This window comes from Pedobacter polysacchareus (genome assembly GCF_019802255.1).
GTDB classification, from domain to species: domain Bacteria; phylum Bacteroidota; class Bacteroidia; order Sphingobacteriales; family Sphingobacteriaceae; genus Pedobacter; species Pedobacter polysacchareus.
In genome coordinates this window covers 163966-188882 of sequence record NZ_JAHYSS010000004.1, presented here as the reverse complement: position 1 = coordinate 188882, position 24917 = coordinate 163966, and the positions used below count along the sequence as shown (strand labels likewise).

Annotated in this window: 16 protein-coding genes; 9 read left to right on the top strand and 7 right to left on the bottom strand. The window is 42.0% G+C overall.

Going from position 1 to position 24917, the window contains the following annotated elements:
• Positions 1-89 precede the first annotated feature (89 nt).
• Together K7X70_RS11970 and K7X70_RS11965 are read right to left on the bottom strand one after the other, a co-directional pair.
• Positions 90-1238: a TlpA disulfide reductase family protein gene (locus K7X70_RS11970; RefSeq protein ID WP_222537326.1), complete on the bottom strand. Its 1149-nt coding sequence runs from the start codon at positions 1236-1238 to the stop codon at positions 90-92.
• Positions 1239-1362: 124 nt separating this feature from the next.
• Complete coding sequence (locus K7X70_RS11965) at positions 1363-2544, bottom strand: formimidoylglutamase (RefSeq protein ID WP_222537325.1); 1182 nt, start codon at positions 2542-2544, stop codon at positions 1363-1365.
• Between the two features lie 74 nt (positions 2545-2618).
• Between K7X70_RS11965 and K7X70_RS11960 the strand changes: the two genes are divergently transcribed.
• The 9 genes from K7X70_RS11960 to K7X70_RS11920 all read left to right on the top strand — a co-directional run bounded on the left by K7X70_RS11960 (position 2619) and on the right by K7X70_RS11920 (position 16800).
• Entirely contained in the window at positions 2619-3596 is a 978-nt protein-coding gene (locus K7X70_RS11960; RefSeq protein ID WP_222537324.1) for an NAD-dependent epimerase/dehydratase family protein, read from the top strand.
• 4 nt (positions 3597-3600) lie between these two features.
• Positions 3601-4899 carry an HAD-IB family phosphatase gene (locus K7X70_RS11955; RefSeq protein WP_222537323.1) on the top strand — a complete coding sequence of 433 codons (1299 nt, stop codon included), beginning with the start codon at positions 3601-3603 and terminating at the stop codon, positions 4897-4899.
• A 115-nt stretch (positions 4900-5014) separates the two neighbouring features.
• The gene (locus K7X70_RS11950; RefSeq protein ID WP_222537322.1) at positions 5015-5977 is read left to right on the top strand and encodes a tryptophan 2,3-dioxygenase family protein; all 963 of its coding nucleotides are present in this window, start codon (positions 5015-5017) and stop codon (positions 5975-5977) included.
• Positions 5978-6097: 120 nt separating this feature from the next.
• Complete coding sequence (locus K7X70_RS11945; RefSeq protein WP_062550635.1) at positions 6098-7162, top strand: branched-chain amino acid aminotransferase; 1065 nt, start codon at positions 6098-6100, stop codon at positions 7160-7162.
• A 99-nt stretch (positions 7163-7261) separates the two neighbouring features.
• A complete protein-coding gene (locus K7X70_RS11940) occupies positions 7262-9382 on the top strand; it encodes a S9 family peptidase (protein ID WP_222537321.1) in 2121 nt (706 codons plus the stop codon).
• A gap of 238 nt (positions 9383-9620) precedes the next feature.
• The gene (locus K7X70_RS11935) at positions 9621-11231 is read left to right on the top strand and encodes a tetratricopeptide repeat protein (RefSeq protein WP_222537320.1); all 1611 of its coding nucleotides are present in this window, start codon (positions 9621-9623) and stop codon (positions 11229-11231) included.
• A 338-nt stretch (positions 11232-11569) separates the two neighbouring features.
• Positions 11570-14344: a TonB-dependent receptor gene (locus K7X70_RS11930; RefSeq protein WP_222537319.1), complete on the top strand. Its 2775-nt coding sequence runs from the start codon at positions 11570-11572 to the stop codon at positions 14342-14344.
• Positions 14345-14438: 94 nt separating this feature from the next.
• A complete protein-coding gene (locus K7X70_RS11925; protein WP_222537318.1) occupies positions 14439-15692 on the top strand; it encodes a right-handed parallel beta-helix repeat-containing protein in 1254 nt (417 codons plus the stop codon).
• A gap of 43 nt (positions 15693-15735) precedes the next feature.
• Positions 15736-16800 (top strand): phytase, encoded by a 1065-nt coding sequence (locus K7X70_RS11920; protein ID WP_222537317.1) that lies wholly within the window; start codon positions 15736-15738, stop codon positions 16798-16800.
• Positions 16801-16841: 41 nt separating this feature from the next.
• Here K7X70_RS11920 and K7X70_RS11915 read toward each other — a convergent pair whose 3' ends face one another.
• From K7X70_RS11915 to K7X70_RS11895, 5 genes are read right to left on the bottom strand one after another with little or no spacing between them, the layout of a single operon-like run.
• Positions 16842-18653: an AsmA family protein gene (locus K7X70_RS11915; protein ID WP_222537316.1), complete on the bottom strand. Its 1812-nt coding sequence runs from the start codon at positions 18651-18653 to the stop codon at positions 16842-16844.
• A gap of 33 nt (positions 18654-18686) precedes the next feature.
• Positions 18687-20477, bottom strand: a complete 1791-nt coding sequence (locus K7X70_RS11910) for an AsmA family protein (RefSeq protein WP_222537315.1) — start codon at positions 20475-20477, stop codon at positions 18687-18689.
• A gap of 41 nt (positions 20478-20518) precedes the next feature.
• Complete coding sequence (locus K7X70_RS11905) at positions 20519-21349, bottom strand: hypothetical protein (RefSeq protein ID WP_222537314.1); 831 nt, start codon at positions 21347-21349, stop codon at positions 20519-20521.
• A gap of 1 nt (position 21350) precedes the next feature.
• Complete coding sequence (locus tag K7X70_RS11900; RefSeq protein WP_222537313.1) at positions 21351-23900, bottom strand: TonB-dependent receptor; 2550 nt, start codon at positions 23898-23900, stop codon at positions 21351-21353.
• Positions 23900-24916 carry a FecR family protein gene (locus K7X70_RS11895; RefSeq protein ID WP_222537312.1) on the bottom strand — a complete coding sequence of 339 codons (1017 nt, stop codon included), beginning with the start codon at positions 24914-24916 and terminating at the stop codon, positions 23900-23902. Before K7X70_RS11895 ends, K7X70_RS11900 begins: the two co-directional genes overlap by 1 nt.
• Position 24917: the final 1 nt, after the last annotated feature.

The following is a 24917-nucleotide window of genomic DNA, read 5'->3' as shown; positions in this document are numbered from 1 at the left end:
GCTGAATAAAAATCACCATTCACAAGAAAAGGTTGCCTAAACGGGCAACCTTTTCTTGTGATTAACATCTTCAGCGATTAAGCTGTAAATTATTTAGATTTTGCTGCGCCTAAGATTTCAGCAAGTTTCGTTTGCAATTCTTCACCTCTGATATTTTTAGCGATGATTTTTCCAGTTGGATCGATCAGGTAGTTTGCTGGAATAGATTTGATCCCGTACAATTGTGCTGCAGCATTATTCCAGAAGTTTAAGTCTGAAACATGAGTCCAGGTTAAACCGTCTTTTTCAATCGCTTTCAACCAAGCCTCTTTTTGACCTGGACGGTCTAGAGAAACACCAAGAACTGTAAAGTTCTTGTCTTTAAAATTGTTGTAAGCAGTCACTACGTTAGGATTTTCCTGGCGACAAGGTCCACACCATGAAGCCCAGAAATCAAGCAGTACATATTTACCTTTGAAATCGGATAATTTTACTGGTTTGTCATTCACGTCATTTTGGGTGAAATCTAAAGCCATTTGTCCTACCTGTGTATTTTTCGCTGAAGCGATCATACTGGCAATACTTTTACCAAGGTCAGTACCTTTAACTGCGGCAGAGAACTTGTTAAACTGAGGCTCAATCACTGCCGGATCAGCATCACTTAAACTGCTGCCAAAAGCAACTAGAGCAACATAAGAATTTGGATTAGCAGCAATATATACGTTGTTAATACCTTCTAATTCTTTTTGAATGGCCTCATCACGCGCATATACTGTTTTCATATAAGCTTCATCTTTACGCTCAGCTTCATTTTTACTGCGGTATTCAGCCATTAATGCTGCACCTTTTTCCGAAACAGATTTAGTTAAAGCTTTATATTTTGCGTTTTCATCATTGACTACAGAACCTTTAATAGTTGCATATTTGATCGAATCTTTAGGGGCAACGATTTGAATTTCTTTCGGCTCTATATAAAAAGAAATCACATCAGGAGCCACACGTGACTGTGGATCCACCACCGCATTGTCGTGTTTAATTCTGATTTGCGCCTGAGAAATTCCATTTACAGGGCCTTGAAAAGTAAATTTACCACCTACAATCGCAGCGGAATCAGTCGCCTGAGTCTGACCTACTCTATAAGCAATATAAGCCTTTGCAGGTGCGTTTAAGTTCCCTACTTTACCTTGAACGGTAAATTTGCCTTGCGACATACCTGCAATTGGCAATAAGCAAATTGCAGCGATGATTGATCTTTTCATTTAATATGATTTTTCGTTAGTTTAAATTTAAATGCGCTATAAAACAGAAAACTTACCTGTTTTAGTCGTCTATACTTCAAATATAAGGAAGCGTATACAGAATAACGTGAAATTCCCTATAAAATTACAATAGCTTTTGATAGGTTCTCCACCATAAATCGGGCATTTCTCCATTCACGGCCATCGTATAATCATCGTATCGGCAAGGCACCAAATGGTAGCGTTCGTTCTTGGTAATTCCAGATGGATAAGGGACTTGCATCCACCACCTGTCTGACTTTTTACTCTTCACAAACAGCATATCTCCAGAGCCGTCATTTAAGCTGGCGCGATAGATCAGGTATTGCGATTTTGGCGTGAGTGGGAAATCTTTTTTGCGGTTATAAAAGCCCTCTATGAAGTACCAGACCATTTGTGCAAGCAATAAAGCGGTTTGTCCGTTTTGATCAAATGCCGGGTTAAACTCATAGAAACCGATGGAAGTCAGCTTGTCACTCATTCCTGCATAACGGGTAATACGGCAGGCTTGTTCGCCATAAAAACCATTTGGTCCAGCATTGGCATTGGCAACCGCATCGGAAGATCTAATGGCTCCAATATCAAAGCTGATCATGTTCGCATTGCGGATAATCGGTTCGGTTAAAGTGATGTCATTACTGAATTCCCCTAGTCGGTGGGCATCAAAATATAACTTACTCATGACCTTCAGGCTATCCTGATTCACGAAATAAGTCTGGTAGCCCACATTGCTGAAGTTAAACAGGTAATTGGGCTGATGTAATAATATTTTGTTGAGGTAGGTATCTGATTTTGCAGCCAGTCCCTCCTGATCTTCTTCGTCGAGGTCAAACTTGCTGTCTACCACCACCAGGTCTACCTTTTGCTCCAGACTTTCATAAGCCAGGTATTGCGCATAAGTCAGGTCTTGACCGCCGCCAATAATTACCGGAATGATGTTCAATTTGATCAGCTCCCCTACCGCCATCTTTACCGCTACATAAGTATCAGAAATGGAAGCGCCAGGTTTGATGTTCCCAAGATCGATGATCCTGCTGTCGAAAGCCCCCTCATGCAAGGCGTAAAATTGCGCCCTGAAATAGTCGGGACCAAGCCCACAGCCTTCATTATTTACTGCTGCGCGATCATCCTGTACGCCAAAAATGGCAATATCGTATTGATTTTCCCCAAGTTCCGGAAATTTATCGGTGTAAAATCCGGCCCTTAAACCTAACTGACTGGCATAGAATCCTTGTTTCGGTGCAAATTTATCGGGGTTGACTGGGGAGAAAAAATCTGATAATGACATATTGTATTATAAATGTATCTGTCAAATATCTATTTTTGAGATCATATTTTAATGAACATCCTAAAAATAATGAAATGATATTGGTTACCGGTGCTACTGGATTTTTAGGGGCAGAATTAATACATCAACTTACGGGACAAGGAATTAAGCTCCGTGCATTAAAGCGCGAGCATTCTGTGATTCCGGCGATCCTGAAAGACAATACCCTGATCAGCTGGGTGGTTGCAGACCTGAACGATTTTTCTACCCTGGAAGATGCTTTTGAAGGCATTTCACAGGTATATCACTGTGCAGCCATGGTTTCTTTTGATCCAAAAGACAAAGCGAAATTACTGAAAGTAAACATTGAGGGCACCAGTAATGTGGTGAACCTTTGCGTGGAAAATCAGGCGAGGCTGCTGCATGTCAGCTCCGTGGCAGCATTAGGAAACGCGAAAAAAGATGCGCTCATTACCGAAAAAGACTTCTGGGAATACGATGCCAAAGCACATAGCTATGCCATTTCCAAATATGAGGGAGAAATGGAAGTGTGGCGCGGCATTGCCGAAGGATTGGATGCGGTGATTGTGAATCCATCTGTCATCATTGGTGGCGGGGCTGGATTTGAAGGCAGCGGTGCGATCTTTAAACTCGTCAGAGATGGCCTTTCTTATTATACCAAAGGGGCTACAGGTCTTGTAGACGTAGAAGATGTGGCGAAAAGTATGATCGCTTTAATGAACAGCAGCATCAGCGAAGAGCGTTTTACGATCTCCGCTGAAAATTATAATTACCAGCGCTTCTTTGGCGAGATTGCCAAAGGTTTTGGTGTCAAAGCGCCATCAAAAGAAGCGAAACCATGGATGCTGGGCATCGCCTGGAGGGCTGCAAAGCTGGTTTCCCTATTTACGGGAAAACCTGCTGCCTTAACCAGTGATGCCGCAAGAAGCAGCCTGAATGAAAGTCTATACAGCAATAAAAAGATAATTGATACGATTGGAATAACCTTTAAGCCCTTGGATCAGAGTGTGGCAGAAACTTGCCAGGCCTTGAAACAGGTTTCACTTCATTAAAATTATGAACCAAAAGAACATTTACATCATTGATTTCGACAGCACCTTTACACAAGTAGAGGCATTGGATGAGCTGGCCCGTATCTCCCTAAAAAAGCATCCTGATAAGGAAGCCATCTTCAAAAAGATTGAGGATTATACCAACCTGGCCATGGAGGGAAAACTTTCCTTCGGCGAAAGCTTAGCACAAAGGGTAAAACTTTTGGAAGCTACAGAAGATCATTTGAAACAGTTGATTACCCGCTTAAAGAAAAAGGTATCCGCCTCTTTCTCCCGCAATGCAGATTTCTTTAAGAAACATGCAGATGAGGTATTGATCGTTTCTGGTGGTTTTAAAGAGTTTATCACCCCTGTGGTGAGCCAATATCACATCAAAAAAGAAAACATTTACGCCAATACCTTTGTCACCACTGGAGACGGCAAAATTATAGATTACGACCATTCCAATCCTTTAAGTGAGGAAGGTGGTAAAGTGAAACTAATGCAGCAGCTGAACCTGGAAGGCAATCTTTATGGGATCGGCGATGGCTATTCTGATTTCCAGCTGAGAGAAAGCGGACTGATCAAGAAGTTTTATGCTTTTACGGAGAACATTTCCAGAGAAAGCATCGTTAAAAAAGCAGACCATGTAACGCCAAGTTTCGACGAGTTCTTATATGTGAACAACCTGCCAAGGGCAATTTCTTACCCTAAAAACAGGATCTTATGCTTGGTAATCGGGGACGTGAATCCGGAAAGTATCGCCTTGCTGAAAAAAGATGGCTTTTCTATCCGTCATAAAACTTCATTTGAAGAGAAATATGTGGCAGATGTGCACATGCTGTTATTGGCAGATGGCGAGAAACTGACATTGGATCAATTGACCAAAGCAGTAAAATTAAAGACCATTGGTTACCTTGGGCAATCGAAAAACAAGATCGACCTGGCTGCTTGTACCAAACAGGGAGTAGTGGTATTTGACGATTTGAAATCCAACCCAAGAAACCTGACTTTCATTCCTAAGCGAATGATCGATTTCATGAATACAGGAACGACTCATTTGAGTAATAACTTCCCGAACCTGCAATTGCCAAGAATTGAGAAATCACACCGCCTGATCCATATTCACAAAAACGTTCCGGGGATTATGGCGAAGATCAATACCGTATTTGCAAAACACGACATTAATATTGTCGGACAGTTTTTGATGACGAATCCGGAGATCGGTTATGCGATCACCGACATCAACTCGGAGTACGACAAACAACTTTTTAAATCTCTGAAGAAAATTGAACATACCATTAAATTCAGGGTATTGTACTAGTGATTCAGGGGAATGCGCTGAGTAATCTGAGTGATACCAGGATCAATTCAGGCGCTGCCTGTTTAGAAAAGGTAACTTAAGGAGTACTCAGTGCATTGGTAATATCGATTAAATCATGGAACTAACCCCACAAATTAAAGACAAACTGGACAAGCTGCAGGAAAAGTATGCAGCGATGGGCCAGGATATGTCGGCCTACCTGGACGGCTTATTGTATGCAGATTTCTTAACGTATTGGGATTATATTCATTTGGATACCCTGCTCAGTTTGCAGCATCCAAAGACCTCTTTCCCTGACGAAGAGATTTTCATCATGTATCACCAGATTACAGAGTTGTACTTTAAACTTTGTTTACATGAATTCAACCAGATTGCAGCCGCTAAAGAAACATTGACCGTTACTTTTTTTACGGATCGTGTGAAAAGAATCAACGCTTATTTTACTGCTTTGGTTTCTTCTTTTGAGGTCATGGTAAATGGCATGGAAAAGGAGCAATTTCTGAAATTCCGCATGTCATTATTACCGGCAAGTGGCTTTCAATCCGGCCAGTACCGGATGATAGAGATTTCTGCAACTGATTTTATCCGCCTTGTAGAGAAAGATAAAAGAGCAGTATTGAAAGATGCTTCCATTGAGGAGCAGTTTGAAAATATTTATTGGAAAGCCGGCGCGACAGAGCTGGCTACAGGCAAGCAAACGCTCACCTTAAAGCAGTTCATCAACAAATATGCGACCCAATTTTTACAATTGGTGAAAGACCGTCAGGATAGTAATTTCTCTGCGCTTTACCACCAATTGAAAAGTCAGGGAGCTGAGCTCAGTGCTTTAGAAGAAGAGTTGAGAAAACTGGATCTTTTTGTGAATGTGGAATGGCCGCTTTCGCATTATAAATCCGCGGTGCGCTATCTGGAAAGAGATCCGGTAGACATTGCCGCAACCGGTGGTACAAACTGGCAGAAATACCTGCCTCCACGTTTTCAGAAGAGAATCTTCTACCCTTTCCTTTGGACGGAAGCACAAATGGAGGAATGGGGCAAAGGATGGGTGATCAGCGTACTGAAAGATTTACGGAGCTAGCCGGGAAAAACAAGGGGGCTTAGTGTAAGTTAAACACCAATTAAACCCCTTTTTAAATGCAAATAAAACAAATAAGAGTGGCAATTTTTAGTAGATTTGCCTATAGAAATACGAATTGAAATGAACGAGACACTGGATATAACCATCACGAAAACTGAACAAAGCAGACTAACTGTAACAGACTTTTCACAACTTCCCTTCGGAAAGGTGTTTTCCGATCACATGTTTATTGCCGATTATGAAGATGGCGCATGGAAAAACTTAAGAGTGCTTCCTTATGGCCCTATTCCAATGAGCCCGGCAATCTCTGCCCTACATTATGGACAGGCGATTTTTGAAGGTATGAAGGCTTACCGTCAACCAGATGACACGGTTAGCGTATTCAGAGCGGACAAGAATTTTGAGCGTTTTAACAAATCAGCAGCTCGTATGGCAATGCCAGCTATTGATGAAGATATTTTTATGAAAGGCATTGCAGCCTTAATTGACATCGATAAAAACTGGGTACCTAATCAGGATGGTTACTCTTTATACATCCGTCCGGTGATGTTCGCTACAGACCCTTACCTGGGTGTGAGAGCATCAGATACCTATACTTTCGCCTTATTAACTACCCCAACAGGTCCTTACTATAGCAAAGCTTTAAAAGTAAAAATTGAAACAGAATATACCCGTGCCGATGAAGGTGGTGTAGGCTTTGCCAAAACCGCTGGTAACTATGCGCGTTCTTTATTCCCATTTGCAGAAGCTACAAAAGCTGGTTTTGACCAGTTGATCTGGACAGATGCGGTAACTCATGAGTTTATCGAAGAAGCAGGAACAGCGAATCTGATCTTTGTGATCGATGGTAAACTGGTGACCCCTTCGGTAAGAAGCACGGTATTAGATGGCGTAACACGTGATACCATTATCAAATTGGCTAAACATGCTGGTATTGAAGTGGAAGAAAGACGTGTAAGCGTAAAAGAAGTGATTGAAGGAATTGAAAATGGCCGTTTAACAGATGCTTTTGCAGCTGGTACTGCCGCTACAGTGACGCCAATCGGTGAAATCGGTTACGAAGGTAAATTATATACTTTAACAGATCCTGCAACACGTACCATTTCTGCAGGGATCGCGAAAACATTAAATGACATCCGTTACGGACTTGCTCCAGATGAATTCGGATGGAATTTTATCTTGTAAATTTGCAGCACATTGCTGTAAATAATTTTTGTGAGGCGCCTTTGAACCAGGGCGCCTTTTTTTTATTAGGTTTATCCTTAACACACAATTATAACCACAATGAAAAAAACATTACTGATCGGTTTAGCGGCATCGTTTTGCTTCAGCTATACGGTACAGGCACAGCTGAAAAGGCTGAGCCAGCAACAAACCCTGGGAGGCCAGGCCTCATTAACGAAACCGATGAACATGGTAAATGGCTGGTCTGACGACAACCATTATATTGAAATGGACCTTTCGGATCGCAAATTATACGCGGTAGATGTAAAAACAGGGCGTAGAACACCATATACTCCTGCCCCGAAAAGCAATGTGAATGTGAACATCAGAAATCATGATGTATTTATTCAATATGGAAAAGAAGCCGCAAAACAACTCACCAATACTAAAGCAGAGGAAAAAAACCCTACCCTATCTCCGGATGGAAAACACATTGCTTTTACCCGCGACAATGACCTTTACTCAGTTGACGTAGCCACAGGAAAAGAAACGAGATATACGACAGACGGAACTGATGTGATTTACAACGGCTGGTCGTCATGGGTATATTTTGAGGAGATCTTAGGCCGCGCTACCGCATATAAAGCCTTCTGGTGGTCGCCTGATAGCAAGAACATTGCATTTATGCATTTCGATGATACCAAAGTTCCGATGTTCCCGATTAATGGTTCAACCGGTCAGCATGGCTATGTTGAAAAAACAAGATACCCTAAAGCAGGAGATCCTAACCCGGAAGTGAAAATAGGTTTCGTCCCGGTTGCTGGTGGTGACATCACCTGGGCAGATTTCAATGAAAAAGACGATCAGTATTTTGGTACGCCTTACTGGAGCTATGATGGCAGCAGCATGATGGTGCAGTGGATGAACCGCGGTCAGGATAACCTGAAATTCTACTCCGTAAATCCGAATACAGGGGTTAAAAAAGAAATCTATGATGAGAAACAGCCTTCCTGGGTAGACCTGGATTATGATGGTCGTATTGAATACTTACAAGATAAAAAACACTATATCCTGAAAAGTGATAAAACAGGATGGGCACATTTCTACCTATATACCTTAGATGGAAAACTGATCAATCCAATCACCTCTGGAAAATGGCAGGTAACGAGTCTCGTTCATGTAGATGAGAAAAATAAAGTAGTTTATTTCAATGCCCGCAAAGAAGCTTCTACCCGTTCTGATTTTTACCGCGTAGATTACAGTGGTAAAAACTTAAAAAGACTGACTTTTGGTGAATATAACCACCAGATCCAGCTTTCGCCAAATGGCCGTTACTTCGTAACGACTTATTCTAATGTGACCACTCCGCCAAAAAGAACATTAGTAGACAATGAAGGTAAGATAATCAAAGAACTGGGCGATAGTAAATCAGCAGATTTTGCACAATATAACTTTGGTAAAACGGAAATGATCACGATTCCTACGGAGGATGGCTACCAGTTACCAGCAGTGATCACCTACCCGACAGATTTTGATGTCAATAAGAAATATCCAGTGGTGATGAGTATTTATGGCGGCCCGAATGCGGGTACCGTAACCAATACCTGGAAGGGTACTGCTCCACAGTACTGGTCGAATGAAGGCATCATTCAGATTGCAGTAGATCACCGTGCTTCCGGACAATTCGGTAAAGAAGGTGTCGCTTTAATGCACCGTAATCTGGGTAAATGGGAAATGAAAGATTATACAACCGCAGCAAGATGGTTGAAAGCAAAATCTTATGTAAACAACAAAAAACTATTGATCACTGGTCATAGTTATGGTGGTTACATGACTTGTATGGCTTTAACCATGGGTGCCAATGATTTCGATTTCGGGATTGCAGGTGCCCCGGTAACGAGCTGGGAGCTGTACGACAGTCACTATACAGAACGTTTCATGGATACGCCACAGGAAAACCCAGAAGGCTACAAAAACGGCTCTGTGCTCACTTATGTGAACAATTACAAAGGACTATTGCGCATTATGCATGGCGATATGGACGACAATGTACATATCCAGAACACGATTCAATTAATAGATAAATTACAGGATGCCAATAAGCATTTTGAACTGATGATTTACCCTGGTGGCCGTCATGGCTGGGGTGGTCTGAAAACAGCGCATGATAAAGCGGAAAGAATCCGTTTCTATTATGACCATTTGCTGGAGAAACCTGTTCCTGCAGATTTGCTGAACTAACATTTATAAGAAAAATGACACCAATGAGCAGCACGCTTAAAGCGGTCATTTAATTAAGATCGAGCCCCTGAACGTTTAAATGTTCAGGGGCTTTTTTCTGCTCATTTTATTCCTTGATCTGCCCAAAATGCATAGCCATTAGCCCTCCTTATTTTTGTTCCTTAATTATTCATTCCAGCCGTTTCACATTGGGGATTTATTTAACATTAGCTTAATATCGACGCGGTAATTTTAGGATGTGAAACAACAGACTACCTTACCATTCCACAACTACATCGGCCTAGCCCTATGTTTTGTCTTACTTTATTCCTTCCCTACATTTGCCGAGGAAGTCATAAAACCCAAATCCCACCCGATAGATACCCTGACTAATAATCCCCCAAATACTTCCTTTCTGAAGATCAAAAAGACTTTAAAAGAGGCGCTGGAAAAAGACGATTTCTTAACCGAAGGCTTGTGTTATCAGGAAATCGGAGCCCTCTTTTATTTTCAGGCTGCCTATGCTCAAGCCATCAATTATTACTATAAGGCGGATAAGATCTTTCGGGAGAAAAACGCGACGGTTCAACTTGCCGGAAACTTGAATAAGATTGGGGAAACCTATTACTATGCCAGGCAATACCGCGTTGCTTTAGAAAAATATCAGGAGGCCTTAAAGTTGTATCAGCAGCTGGGTATTCAGAAAGGCATTGCGGAGTCTTATGGCCTGATTGGGCAGACGTATGAGAAAACCCAGGACTACCTCGCTGCCATGAAATACCAGCAACTGGCCTTGACGGTTTACCATAAAGAAAAGGACCAGACCGGCATCGCGAAGATCTATGAGAACATCGGCAGCATTTATGAAGATAAGCCACATTTAGATTCAGCACTGAAATATTATACCCTGGCCATGGCGGGTAATGCCAGAGAAAAAAACCTCCATGGACAGATTGAAATCATCAATAACATCGGTGATGTGTACCGGAAAACGGGTCGGTATCCAGAGGCCTTAAACTACACCAAGAAGGCCGAAAGCATGGCTAAGGCTATGAATGACCAATATCAGCTGAGCAGTGCTTATCGGGACCTCTCCAAAACTTTTGACCTGATGAAGCGTTACGACAGCGCCTATCATTACAGCGAACTAGGTCGGGATATCTTTCTTCAAATCTTTACCGAAGACAATAATAAGCAGCTCGCTTTATTACAGACCTTATTTGAAATCCAGCAGAAAGACGATGCCATTGCACAGTTTGAACAGGAAAAATCTGCGGATAGAATCCTGCTCATCGCCACCATTCTCATCATTGTACTCCTGGTTTGTCTGGCCGCAAGTGTCATCAGCAGACAGCGTTTAAAAATTAGAAACGAACAGCAGCTGAACGAACAAAACCAACGGTTATTTGAAACACAGAAAGAAGCGATTAACGATGCATTGGAATTAAAAAGCAAGGAACTCACCAGCACCACCCTCCATACAATTCAAAGTAATCAGTTCCTGGAAGAACTCCGAAGCACCATAGAAAGCCTGGTAAAAGACGACAAAAGAGACCAGAAAAAAGCCTTACAGCTCCTGATTCAGCGCATCAACCAGAACATCAACCAGGATCAGCACTGGAAAGATTTCAGTCGGATGTTTGAGCAGATTCATCAGACATTTTTTGACCATTTGAAAGCCCATTGTGATGACCTGACGGCAAATGATATTCGCCTGGTAGCGCTGATTAAAATGAACCTGAGTTCAAAAGACATGGCCGTTCTTTTTGGCATTTCCCAAGACAGTTTACGGGTAGCAAGGTACCGTTTAAGGAAGAAACTCAACCTTCCTCAAGGAGAAAACCTGAGCACATTTATCCAGACTTTATGATGGATTTTCCGAATTACATGACGCTTAACAATTTGGTAACATTACGCTAATAAAATGGTAATGGCGATTTTGGTTACGCAAAAACGCCTAACTATCAACAAGTTAACAAAATCATGTTCACGCTGTACGCGTTTTGTATCCCTGCCATGTAACGCTGTATACATTTTGTTTACGGTCATAATTTTAAAGCCCATTATCCAGTATTCACTTTTGGGGAACGTTAGCAAAACGACAGGAGATGGTCTATTGAGAACAAATAAACAACAACAGTAAAACAAATAGCAATACGAACAAATCACTACAGCAAAATAAACCAATCCAACAAAATTAATCAGAAAATGAAGACACTATTATCCGTTCTTTTTTGCCTATTATTTAGCATTACTATCGCTCATGCGACAAGCCTGAAAGGTTATGTTTACGACCAGAAAACAGGAGAAGCAATGGTGGGTGCATCAGTACAGCTGGAAAAAACCAACCAAGCTGTTTTAACCGGACTGGATGGATCCTTTGAGATCAAACATCCTGCTGCCGGGACTTATACCTTGAAGGTATCCTACCTAATGTACAAAACCTTTTTCAAGCAGATCGTGATCCTGAAAGAGGACAATCCAGTACTAAAAATCTATTTATCAGAAACCAATGCCGCTGAGTTAAATGAAGTCTCTGTTTCTGCAAAAGGAGATGGATCTTCAGAGAAAACAGCCAGAAGGATTGAGCAGAAAGCACTGCAATTGGTGAATGTGGTATCAGGAAAAGCCATCCAAATTTCTCCAGACCTGACTGTGGCCAACGTGATTCAACGTGTATCCGGTGTATCTGTAGAAAGAAGCAGCAGCGGCGATGGGCAGTATGCCATCCTTCGTGGTATGGATAAACGGTACAGTTATACCCTGGTAAACGGCATTAAAATTCCTAGTCCTGACAATAAATACCGTTATGTACCACTGGATATCTTTCCTGCTGAATTGCTGGAAAGATTGGAAGTTTCAAAAACACTGACTCCAAATATGGAAGGTGATGCCGTTGGTGGTGTGATCAATATGGTGATGAAAGATGCGCCAAACAAATTAAAAATTGATGCCAATCTGGCCACTGGGTATAGCCAGATGTTCCTGGATCGTGGATTTACTTCATTCGACAACAGCGGAAACAATCGCAAATCCCCTTATGAATTGCATGGTAAGGATTATAAAGCTACTCCACTGGATTTCTCCACAGGAATGGTGGATTACAAAACCAAACATCCTGCACCAAATGTAGTGGGTGGTTTATCTATCGGACAACGTTTTCTGGACAATAAACTAGGTGTTTTAATTGCTGGTAGTTACCAGAACACCTATAGAGGAGCCAATAGTACTTTTTACAATTCCAGTGTAGTGGCTGCCGCCAATAAGGTAGGCACCATTATGAGTCGGGACGACAGGGAATACTCTGAGCAGCAGAAACGCTATGGTGCACATGCAAAACTGGACTATACCTTCAATAAAAACAATAAACTGAGTTTATACAATGCTTATGTTGATTTGAACAGCTTGCAGCTGCGCGACTCTAAAGTAACCGATTTCAGCAGTGAATACCAGCCTGAACTAGGCAATGCTAAACTCACGTATTCTACCCGCTCCCGTTTTTCTGAGCAGCAGATTTACAACAGTACTTTACAGGGTGAACATCAGCTGATCCCTGAAAGATTAAAAGTACGCTGGTCGGCAGTATACTCTTCAGCAAAAAATGAAACGCCTGATCAAAGCATCATCAATATCTTAGGTGTAAAAGAGAATTTTGTAGACCGCCGCACCTATGCTCCTGCCATTGGCGATGCTTATACCCGTCGTTGGGAACGCAGTACCGAAGAAGATAAAGCTGGTTACCTGGACATCGATTACACACAGCCAATTGCTGGGATCAATGTCCTGTTCAGTGCCGGTGGAATGTACCGCGACAAACAGCGCAGCAGTTTCTTCAATCAATATACCTTAACAAACGCGAATCCTACCGCACTATTTGGTAAGGATTTCAACAGCTATACAGAAATTGTATGGAATGTTAAAAACCCAACAGGATCTGTAGACAACGCATTGACCTATGATGCTGCCGAAAAAACGGCTGCAGCTTACGGGATGTTCAACTTTACCGTAAAAGACCTGCAGGTAATTGGTGGTTTACGTATGGAGCATACCGACCAAAGCTATATGATGCTGTTTCCAGGTGCTCAGCCTCGCCCAAATGGCAAACAAGTATATACAGACCTGCTGCCAAGCCTAAATTTAAAATATAAACTGAGCAGCCACCAGGCCCTTCGTGCTTCTTATTTCCGCTCTTTAAACCGTCCTGGTTTTTATGAATTGGTTCCGGGAATCGGAGTGGTACAGGACGACTATAAAGAAAGAGGAAATCCAGATCTGAAACGCGCAATCGCAGACAACCTTGACCTTCGTTATGAGCTGTTCCCAAACAGGAGCGATCAGTTATTAGTTGGTGTATTCTATAAAAACATCCAAAACCCAATAGAATATACCTTCCAGCCAGACCCGATTCGTCCACAGGATACTTACTATACCCCTGGAAATTTCGGTACCGCTAAAAACTACGGATTGGAACTGGATTACATTAAGTTTATCCACAAATTCGGATTCAAAGCCAATTACACTTATACCCATTCCAGAATTACGACGCCGAAAACATCAAGAATCCGCAATGCAAATGGCGACTTAGATCCGATTTTGGTAGATCAAACCAGACCTTTATTTGGACAATCTGCACACATTGCCAACTTATCCCTGCTTTTTAAAGACAGCAAAAGCGGCTGGGATGCACAATTGGCAGCCTCTTATACCGGCCCAAGGATTAATACCATTTCTCAATTCTTAGACAACGACCTATGGCAGCAAGGATTTATCCAGATGGATGCCTCTGCAGAGAAGAAGTTTAAAAACAATTTAAGTGTATTTGTTAAAGCTGGAAACCTGTTGAATACGCCATTAAAATTATTCATCAAAGGTACCAATACGGAAGCCAATGGAACATCGGGAACTGAATATGATGGCAAAACACTGATCCGTAACGACCATTATAAACAAACCTATTTATTGGGAGTACGCTATAAATTATAATCGGCCTCCACATTTCGTATACAGTTATTACCATTTCACATAGTCATTTGATCATTTCACATACATAATTGATCAATCATAAAATACAAACAAGATGAAAGCAACAAAAATATGGATGGGTCTGGCAGTATTAGTAGTCGGATTCAGCAGCTGCAAAAAAGCCAATAGCGATGTAGATCCTGATACAGGAAACGGTTCTGCCATCGGCGAGGTTTCCGGTACCTGGAAAAGAGGGAGCACGCAAATTATTAAAGGGGACATCATCATTCCTGAAGGTCAATCACTCACCATTGAAGAAGGCGTAACCGTTGTGATGGATACACTTGCTAAACCAGAGATCATTGTTAAAGGAAATCTTTATGCAGAAGGTACTGCAGAATTTCCGATCAAATTCACCATTCCTGAGGATTCCAGAACCCTGAAAAACAAATTCGGCCGGTTATGGGGAGGGATTCTAGCAGCGCCAAGCTGTGCAGAATTGTTGCTGAACCACACGATTATTGAATATGCCGGAGCCACCACCACCGCAGCCTCTACCTCCGTAAAAATGAGTCTTTATAAAGCGAAAAGCGGAGAGAATTTACCGGCCCTATGGTATGCCAATGTGAATGGAAAATTAGTGGTGACCAACAGTATTTTCAGAAACCTACAGGAAGATTGCACCTATATTGAAGGTGGAAAAATCATTTTTTCCAACAACGTATTTTATACTACAGGAGTAACCGGTGGAGAAGCCATCAACCTGAAATCCGGATGTCTGGCAGATGTTGCCTTTAACCTGATGTATAGCACCAATACAAATGCGCTTAAACTTTCAAACAGTGGCGACAGAAGCCCTCAAACCTTTGTAGTTGCCTATAACAACACTTTTGTGAATACCGGCTGGCGCAGACCAAGTGCCAAAGGTGGTTCGGTCTGGGTAGAAGCTACAGTAAGGGTCAACCTGTTTAACAACCTTTTCGCGAATACCCGTTTTGGGATCAAAAGAGATACTAAAAACCCGGAAGATGCCAGATCTCTGATTGGCAACAACCTATATTATGGCGAGAGTCAAACGACCACAAACCAGTTTCAGCCATCGGCGGATATCATTGCTGGCAGTAATGATGTGATTGGAAAAACTGCAGGATCCAATCATCCCATGTTCCTGAATTATCCGGTTACCAATCCAATAGACAATCCTGATTTCAATACCGCCTGGAATTTCCACATCGCTTCTGGTTCTCCAGCAATTGGCAAAGGGAAAACGGACTTCTTCCGTCACCATGCAGCAGGATTAACCCTAAATGGAAACCTATATACCTCACCTGCACCTACCAGCTATATTGGTGCATATGGCACTAATTAACCTTAAAGCTAACCTGATTTATAAGTATCAAACACTAACAAAAATGAACAAACCTCACCTTATCCTTTCTGTATCCGCGCTGCTGCTTACGCTTCATGTATCCTGTTCTTCTGTCCAGAAAGATCCCGCAGCAGTAAAACCGCTGTACACCTCTGATCCGGTACAATTTGACTCCGATGACCCTGCCATTTGGGTAAACCCGGCAGATTCCTCGCAATCCTTAGTCATCGGTACTGATAAAGACGAAAATGGCGGTCTGTATGTATACGATTTACAAGGAAAAGTAATCAAAGATAAAGTGGTAAAAGGCCTGAAAAGACCGAACAACGTGGATGTAGCTTACGGATTGAACCTGGGCGGCAAAAAGACAGACATCGCTGTGACCACGGAAAGAATGACGCATAAACTTCGTGTATTCTCTTTACCGGATATGAAGCCGATCGACAATGGCGGTTTGGAAATGTTTGAAGGGGAGACTAAAGAAATGTACCGTGACCTGATGGGCATCGCCATGTATACTGATCCAAAAGGTCAGATTTATGCGATTGTTGGCCGTAAAAATGGCCCGGCAGATGGCTATTTATGGCAGTACCTCCTGGAAGACGATGGCACCGGAAAATTAAAAGCCAGTTTAAAAAGAAAGTTCGGTAAATACAGCGGCAAGAAAGAAATCGAGTCTATTGCGGTAGACAATGAGTTGGGTTATATCTACTACTCTGATGAACAATTTGGGGTTAGAAAATACCATGCAGATCCTGCGAAAGGAAATGAAGAACTGGCCTTATTTGCCAACACCGGATTTAAAGAAGACAATGAAGGCATCAGCATTTACAAAACATCTGATTCTACTGGCTATATTTTAGTATCTGATCAGGCGGCAAACCACTTCCAGGTATTCAACAGGGAAGGGAAATCGGGTCCGCACGACCATGCATTGATCACCAGTATCCCAGTATCGACTAACAATAGCGATGGCTCTGAGACTTATTCGAAGCCATTGAATAAAGACTTCCAGCATGGTTTATTTGTAGCCATGAGTGACGACAAAACTTTCCAATATTACCGATGGGAAGACCTTGCCGGAAAACTATTAATGGTTAACAAATAAGCTGGAATTAAATTTGGCGGCAGGCAATTCCCGGTCTGTCGTCAATTTTTATGTCTTTTTGCCCTTTCCCTTTGTAACCTTCGCTTTTCTCTTCTGGCTTGCCTGGCCTCCCGATCAATCTTGATCTGTTCAAATGTGGCAATCTGCGTTTTAATCTTTTGCTCCTTTGCTTCCGTAATGCCCACACTATGCTTGATCCCCTGTAATAAGGATTTCCAGACGAAATGAAAGAAAGAGCCATTCTTTGCGCGCTCTTCATGAATTTTTGCAGTGACCAGCATCCCATCTTTACTTGGATTATTTGGGTTTAAGATGATTGCATTGGCCAGAAAAGACATCCAGCCCTGTCTCACCAAACGATTTTCGCCTTCTTCCCTTTTCAGTAAATTCACAGAAAGATTATTGTATTCAAATTTCATAATGCCATTTGCGACGCGGTCGTTGGCCGATATCTGAAATTCCATCCGCTTCACATCTCCACTTTTAATAGCAATCATTCCCAATGGTCTGGTGATCCGGTTCAGGGAACGTCCATCCATACTGCCCAGTAAACCGGAATAAGAAAAGGCACCATCTTTGGCCTCCAGGTTAAATTTAAAACCTACATCCAGCCTTCCCCGCCCCATCAGGTAAGTCTTCAGATCGGCTGTCATCCATGGATTTTTAGCTTTATACTTTGGCACATTGGTCACATTGCTTAAACTCCCGGAAGTGTTTTCAAAAGTAATGGTTCCCTTCTGCTGACTATCTTCATCGTATTCCGAATAGCTGATGTCTACATTACTCACATTCAATTTCTCTATGGTCAATTTTCCCTCTACTCTTTGCAGCAGCTGATGCGGATAGCGCCCAATCTTTTCAGTGATCAGCTTGGGCAGCGCTTTATTATTAAATACCCTCACAGAACCATTGGCAACAGTCATTTCTTTAGCCAGTAATTCCTGTTTTAGAATATATAAGGGGAGATTAATTCCCTCCAGACTCAGGTCGCTCATCTGGATGGCATAGCGATCTTTGGAATAGCCCAATGATTTCCCAAATTCCATTTCATTATATCTTGGCACTACCCCCAGGCTTTGAATATTCAATTTGCCGGAAGCCGCCGAGAAATCCAGCTGATCTAAACGGATATGATACAAACTATCAGGTGTCGCATAGGTGTAATTGTTCAATTTAATGACCACATCTTTCAGCAGGTATAGCCTACTTTTATCTGCAGAAGAATGGGGGTCTATTAAATAATCCTTCAGTGTGATGTTCAGGTTTTTTACAGCGTCTTCCCTTGGTTTTTCCCCATTATTATTAATGTATTTAAAGCTGATGTTATTCAGATCAATGGTATGGATGGCCAGCTCCTTGAGGTATTCGGAAATGTAATCAAAAGGAGAGGCATTTGGCCTGCTGAGCTTATCTTCATTAAAGTCAAACTGCTGGTTCACCATCACCACATCCGGACGGTCTAAGCGCAGCTGAGAAATGTGCAGCTTACGGTGCCTGAGGAAAGTATAAAGGTGGAAATTCCGGATTTCGAGCTTCTCCAGTTCCAGGTGATAAATGTTATTGGGTGCTTTCTTTAAGGCGATCAGTTTTTTGAAAATACGAAGATCAGGAATCACCTTCACCCCTGTTAGGGACGCATTTGCCGTAAGCAGGTTCATCCGGATGCCAGAAAATTCGATGTGGTATAAGCTATCAGTAGAGCGCAGTACCAGTTCCTTGATTTGTGCTTTAACTAATGGCTTAAATTTATAAGCCAGATATCTGGATGTCAGGGCCATGATCAATACCAGTGCCAGTACCCCAAGACCTATTCGGATCAATATTTTCTTCTGCTTGCGGATTTTTTCGATCATAGGCCATACACGGGATATTCTAATATACTTTTTTTATGTATTGTTTTTCTTTCGTTCTGCTCTTTTCTGCTGGCGCGCGGCTCTTTTCTCTTTTCGTTCTTCTTTCTTGTCCTTAATCGCTTCCATTGCTTTTTCAGGAGTTTTGACAGGTACGATCCCCAGACCAGCACTTTCTCTCATCCCAATAAATACCCCTTTCCAGAGTAGATTAAAGAACGAGGCTGCGGGAGAACGTTCAAAGGTGACATTTGCCGTTCTTGGCGCTTCTCCTTTTGTAGGATTTGCATCTGTGATCAGCAGCTCATTAGCTAAAAAGGACAGCAAACCTCTTTTCTTTGGTGCGGCACCATCCTCTCCTTCTTTGAGCAGCTTTAATTTCAGATTGGTATAATAAAAATGAACTTTTCCTTTTGAACCCGCCGTATTCGCCTGGATGTCAAAATCTACCTTCTGCATATCTCCGGATTCAATTTCAATCAGGCCCAATGGCTTAGATACCACATTCAAGTCTGGCAAATGCATTGCTGCGACTGCACCTGAATAATGAAAAGCTCCTTTTGGATCCGTCAGACTAAAATCAATCTTGATGTTGATCTTCGATTTCTTCATCACCAATGCAGTTAAATTGGCGACGGCATGGTTGTTTTTTACCACGCTCAACGAATCATTGGTCAGATTGAGGATATTCCCTGTCAGATTTTGAAAGTATATTGTTCCTCTTTTCTGGCTGATGGGATTGTATTCTGTATAGGCCACATCGATATTGTCAATCCTTAGCGTATCCACCAGTGTTGGGATGGTCAATCTTCTTAAGGCCAGGTGCGGGAAGTTTTTCCCTTTATCCAGGTTCGGTACTGCAGGCATTTCCCGGTTTAAAAAGATCCCTGCTTTTGCCGGACCTAAAGTAATCCTGCTGGCATGAAAGGTCCCTTCGTCATTTAAACGGAGAAAGTCTACCCCGGTAAAGCTGATTTTGTCAAACTTCAGGTCGTAGCGATCTTTTCCATATTTATACATCCTGCTGAAGGCCAGATCAGGATATAATGGGGTCATTTTAAAACCCTTGATCAGCATATTTCTTTTTACTGCAGACCCAGAAATCGTATCTATTTTTCTGAGGTACATTTTATCTTTAGACTGGTAGCCAGTGATTTCAAAAGAGATGTCTTTGGTATAGTAAAATCTGGTGCTGTCGAATTGCGAAAGTGAATCGATCAGCAGGTCTTTCACATTCAGATTAAGTTTTTTAATGCGGTGCAAGGGTTTATTACTCAGCCCATCTACATAATCAAAATCAGCGTTTACAATCCTGATGGCATCGATATCCAGGGACCTTAAACTTTTGGACAGCAGCTGATAAATGGTCTTGCTGCTGGTATCTTTTTTCTTCTTTTTCAACTGGTAATGCAGCATATTGATGGAGGGCTGATCAAGGACAATACTGTTGATGTGAATTGTTTTCTTAAAGTATGCATTGAGCAATCCCAGGTGGTTGACCTGCACTTTTTTAACTTTCAATTGAAAGATATGAATAGGTGCAGCTCCCTGTGCTTTTAAACGGTTAAATACGGCGGTATCAGGAACAAGGCTGACTTCATCCAAGGAGGCCGTTCCCGTCAGCAAGTTGAGGTGAATGTCTTTAAAATCCAGGTGATAAAGTCCTGCGGAACCTTCTTGTATGCCTGTTTTGATCTTCTCAGAGATCAGTGGTTTCCATTTGGTACTGAAGTAAAAGGCTAGTCCGCCAATGAGCACCAAAATCACCCCTAAACTTCCCAACAGCCATTTCCACCATGTTTTCTTTCCTGATTTGTCCTTTTCCATATTGCCTTGCTTACAGAACTACTGCAATATCGAGGCCATAATTAAAGTTCACTGGCTTTATATCTTCCAGCATCCACATCAATCGCATAGAAGTACCCCTGTGCATTTCCGGTTATATTTCCTGTGGCATTGACCGGTACCGCAGAAAACAATCCATTCCAATCCGTTTCCATAAACACATCATACAGGTATTTGGCATAACGCTCGGAAAGGGAGATTTTATAGATGTACAGGTAATCGTCTTTACCCAGCACAAAATCCCTTTTCAGATTATTGAGTGGGTACAAGGAATTTGGGGAGCCCAGAAAATGAGTATAACTGTAATATTTGGACTGGTCGAACTTACCAGGGTTCCATTGTGGAATATCCTTATAGGAAATCATCCATTTATTAGGATTCAGGTAGCCGAAAGTATGTTTTGGAATGGTACCGGCATAAGTACCATCTGGGAGTAAGCTGGTAGAAAGGGGCAGGAAATCATCCACAATATTGACCACCTGCCTTAGGGTATCCACTGCGGTATAGGTTTGTCCATTGTAAACCACCTTCAGTTTATAGGCACCATTATAATTAGGTTCATTGTTGCTTGTTGAAGTATAGAGCCCTGCGGTAGCAGATTCTTTGAATATCATTTCCGATTTACCGTCATTCATGCTAACCACTGCCTTTGAAATAGGCGTAGGCTGTCCATCTACGGTTAAGGCAGGCTTAGTTAACCGGATAGATTGTGTGGAAATGCGGGTATTGTAGCCCCCTTCCACTGCAAGATCGTACTGACGCTTGGGAGATAGAAACCGCTCATCCAGTGTTTTCTTACAGCTGGAAAAGCCCAGTAAGAGCAATAGTGCTAAAGTTAAACGATGTCTTTTCATCCTAAATTTTAAAACTGTAAGCTATCCATGGATAAATTCCTAAACCATACTCAATACTACTCTTTTTTGCTTCAAAAGAAGAAGGATTCAAGTGGTAATACAATGGGTTTTTGCGGTTATAAAGATTGTAAACACCTACAGAAAGCACGCTGGATAGGAATCTTTCGCCGGCGATCCTGCTCTTGAACTGGTATTGTGCGGAAAGGTCCAGTCTGCTGAACACTGGAAATCTGGCCGTATTTCTTTCTTCAAAAATAGGTACGTTTAATCCATCATGCTGATAATAGCCAACGGGAAGGGTTAACGGTCTGCCTGTTGAACAAATAAAGAAGCTTTGGAAAGACAACCGCTTAGTCATATCGTATTTAGCGGTAATTTTCAGCTCATGAGGGATGTCGTAATTGGCTACAAACTCTTGTCCGAAATTGAGCGACTCTATTTTTCGGAATACCCTGGAATAGCTATAGGCAAGGGTACCGGAAAACTGTCCTTCCGTTTTAGTGAGCTCCAGTTCCATCCCGTAAGCCCTGGCCATTCCCGATTTCAATTGCTGCCTGACTTCAGGATTTTTGATGATTTGAGCGTGGTCTGTCAGTTCCAGCTGATTCTCCATCCGCTTGTAATAGGCGTTTGCCGACCAGGTATACCGATTGGGCATATAGCGGTAGCCCAGAGAAAAATAGTCTGAGCGCTGTGGCTTGATATTTTTTGAAGCTGGGATCCAGGGTTCCAGAGAAGAAAATGCCAGTGTACTATTTTGAATCAGCTGTAGGTATTGAAAATTCCGGTTGTAAGTAAAGAAATAGCGCTGGTCTTTAGTTGGCAGATAACTCAGGTTGAAACGGGGTTCTGGATTTACAAACAGTTTAACCTCATGCATTTCTATCCGGTTGCCCTGGTCGTCAAACACATTATTGCGCAGTTCATTATTTTTAAATAAACTCAGACGGAGGCCATAATCCAATTCAAAATGCGCACTTAAACTGAGGCGCTGCGAATAGTACAATGCTGCTTCCAGACTCTGGTCTCCAGGAATATTGAACTCATCATTCGGTGATTGTTTCGCCTCACCAGGATTAAACTGGTGGTAGATACCCGAGCCGCCAAATTTAATCTGATTTAAAGGATTCAGGTAATAGGTATAATCCGCTTTCAGCGTCACATCCCTTACCCTCGTTTGCCACTGTGTTTTTTGCGATAGCGTATCTGCATTTAAATCCAGCAGGTTGTTGTAATTGCTATAGATCAATGATACGTTTTGAAAAATAGTGGCGTTAAAAACATGGTTCCAGCGGAAGGTGGAAGTCAGGTTTCCCCAGTTGTTGGTATAGGCGTTCTCAGAGAGTAATTTATCTTTTCCGGCATAAACAGAATAGAAAATGGTGTTATTTTGGTTGAGCTTATAATTCGCCTTTGCATTGATATCATAATACACGGAAAAAGGATTGAACAGCTTAAACTTACTTTGAAAAACATCTAGTAAGCTCCTTCTAAAGGCGACAATAAAAGAACTTTTATCTTTTACAATAGGTCCTTCGGCGGCAATGCGTGCAGAAAGAAAATTGAGTCCTCCACTCAGCTGGAACTGTTTATTATTCCCTTCAGTCATCCGGTTGATGACTACGGCAGAGAGCCGCCCGCCAAAATTCGCGGGGATATAATCCCGGTATACCTGGATATTATTGACCACATCCGGATTAAAAACAGAAACCAGTCCATATAAATGTGAAGGGTTATACACGATGGCCTCATCGAGTAGAATTAGGTTCTGATCGGAGTTTCCTCCCCTCACAAACAGGCCTGAACTGCCTTCCGACAATGACTTTATACCGTTCTGCATTTGCAATCTTTTCACTACATCTACTTCACCGGCATAATATGCGGCATTATTTAACTGGGCAGGGCCTAAATTCTGTTCATTTAGGAGAATAGGATTTGGCGTAATGTTGCTTGATTTTATCTCTACTTCCTCTAAGCGGTTGGTCTTTAAGGCAAGCTCGATATTGAGTTGCAGCTCCTGATCCAGGCGAATGATTTCTTCCCGCGTTTGAAAGCCGGTATTGGAGATCATTAATTTATGAGTCCCCTCAGGGATAAACAAGGAAAAGAAACCGTATTGGTTGGTATTAATGCCTAGGCCAAGGCTGGGCAGGTAAACAGTGGCTCCAATCAAGGCCTCCCCACTCGCCTGGTCCCGAACATGACCACTAATGGTCCAGTTTTTTTCTTTGAGTGGGCTGATCACAATGTCCTTCCCTACCAGCGTAAAACCCAAATTAGAGCCAAATAACAATTGGCTTAAAACCTCCGACAATGGTGTTTGAACGAAATTTAGCGCTGCTGATTTTTTATTTCTCAATAAGTCCGGATCAAAGGCAAAATTACATTTTGCTTTCTCTTCCAATAATTTCAATACGCGGAGGAGAGAATCAGCAGGCACATAAATGCTGACCGGATGATTAAGTACGCTTTTATGCTGAGCGGAGACAAGCGTTGTTCCCGCAGCAAATAATAATAAAAGGCATATCAGCGTGCGAAAATAGAAAGTCATTATTTACCGGCTAAAACAAACTTTCCATTGCGCTGGATCAATTGACAATCTAAAGTAGCAGCAATCACTGCTAAGGCACTATCCGGCTGCTGATACTTCAATTTTGCAGTCAGCTTTCTATGCTTCAACTCCTGCCCTTGCATCTCAATTTTAGTCTGATAAACTGTTTCCAGTTTTTGCAGTACTTCCGGCAGCGGAACGGCATTAAAGACGAAACTCTTGTCCAGCCATGCTTTATAGTTTGGATCAGGATTATCAATGGCCATTAATGTTTTATTCACAACGTCATAAATACCAAGTTTACCTGCAGTCAGGTTTACTTTTCTGACGGTTCCGTATTCCCATAACTCAACTTGTCCTTCTTCCACAGTTACCGCAGATTGATTTTCATTTCTAATGATGTTAAAGCGCGTACCAATATCTTTCGCTTCTACCTCTCCCAGTTCCACCCTGAAACGCGAAGTAGGATTGGCAGCTACCTGAACAAAGGCCTCTCCTTTGATCAGCACCAGTTTACGATCTGCCAGAAAGTTATTCTTGCTATAGCTAATGCTCGTTCCTGCATTAAGTTTTAGGTCTGTACCGTCAGGAAGCACCACATTGGTGAGCATGGCAGTTCCGGTATTGATCACAATATCCTTATTTTTCCAAAAGAAGTAACCGTAGCCCAGTGTTGATAAAATCAAGAACATGGCTGCTACTTTGATCCAGAAATAAGACATGTTCTTATTTTTCAAGGTAGGAACCTGATCGTTATGTTCCGAAAAGAATGACGTATCCTGGTCGAGTTTCTGATCCAGCACAGTCCAGGAATGATGTGCATCCAGCTCGTGTCGTTCCATCAATTTATCCAGGTTGATCTGTACCCCTAAAAATTCCTGGTAAAGTTTTTCATTTTCCGGATCTGCATTTCTCCATTGGCTGAGGATTATTTTATTTTCCGCACTAATCGTTTCTTCGAGATCTTCTATGATCAGGGAAAAAATAAACGATTCATTTGTTTCAAAATTTTTCATA

What these genes read in the sequence shown, in the direction of transcription:
- K7X70_RS11970 (WP_222537326.1), bottom strand. Translation starts at nt 1,238, where the DNA reads ATGAAAAGATCAATCATCGCTGCAATTTGCTTATTGCCAATTGCAGGT.
- K7X70_RS11965 (WP_222537325.1), bottom strand. Translation starts at nt 2,544, where the DNA reads ATGTCATTATCAGATTTTTTCTCCCCAGTCAACCCCGATAAATTTGCA.
- K7X70_RS11960 (WP_222537324.1), top strand. Translation starts at nt 2,619, where the DNA reads ATGATATTGGTTACCGGTGCTACTGGATTTTTAGGGGCAGAATTAATA.
- K7X70_RS11955 (WP_222537323.1), top strand. Translation starts at nt 3,601, where the DNA reads ATGAACCAAAAGAACATTTACATCATTGATTTCGACAGCACCTTTACA.
- K7X70_RS11950 (WP_222537322.1), top strand. Translation starts at nt 5,015, where the DNA reads ATGGAACTAACCCCACAAATTAAAGACAAACTGGACAAGCTGCAGGAA.
- K7X70_RS11945 (WP_062550635.1), top strand. Translation starts at nt 6,098, where the DNA reads ATGAACGAGACACTGGATATAACCATCACGAAAACTGAACAAAGCAGA.
- K7X70_RS11940 (WP_222537321.1), top strand. Translation starts at nt 7,262, where the DNA reads ATGAAAAAAACATTACTGATCGGTTTAGCGGCATCGTTTTGCTTCAGC.
- K7X70_RS11930 (WP_222537319.1), top strand. Translation starts at nt 11,570, where the DNA reads ATGAAGACACTATTATCCGTTCTTTTTTGCCTATTATTTAGCATTACT.
- K7X70_RS11925 (WP_222537318.1), top strand. Translation starts at nt 14,439, where the DNA reads ATGAAAGCAACAAAAATATGGATGGGTCTGGCAGTATTAGTAGTCGGA.
- K7X70_RS11920 (WP_222537317.1), top strand. Translation starts at nt 15,736, where the DNA reads ATGAACAAACCTCACCTTATCCTTTCTGTATCCGCGCTGCTGCTTACG.
- K7X70_RS11915 (WP_222537316.1), bottom strand. Translation starts at nt 18,653, where the DNA reads ATGATCGAAAAAATCCGCAAGCAGAAGAAAATATTGATCCGAATAGGT.
- K7X70_RS11910 (WP_222537315.1), bottom strand. Translation starts at nt 20,477, where the DNA reads ATGGAAAAGGACAAATCAGGAAAGAAAACATGGTGGAAATGGCTGTTG.
- K7X70_RS11905 (WP_222537314.1), bottom strand. Translation starts at nt 21,349, where the DNA reads ATGAAAAGACATCGTTTAACTTTAGCACTATTGCTCTTACTGGGCTTT.
- K7X70_RS11900 (WP_222537313.1), bottom strand. Translation starts at nt 23,900, where the DNA reads ATGACTTTCTATTTTCGCACGCTGATATGCCTTTTATTATTATTTGCT.
- K7X70_RS11895 (WP_222537312.1), bottom strand. Translation starts at nt 24,916, where the DNA reads ATGAAAAATTTTGAAACAAATGAATCGTTTATTTTTTCCCTGATCATA.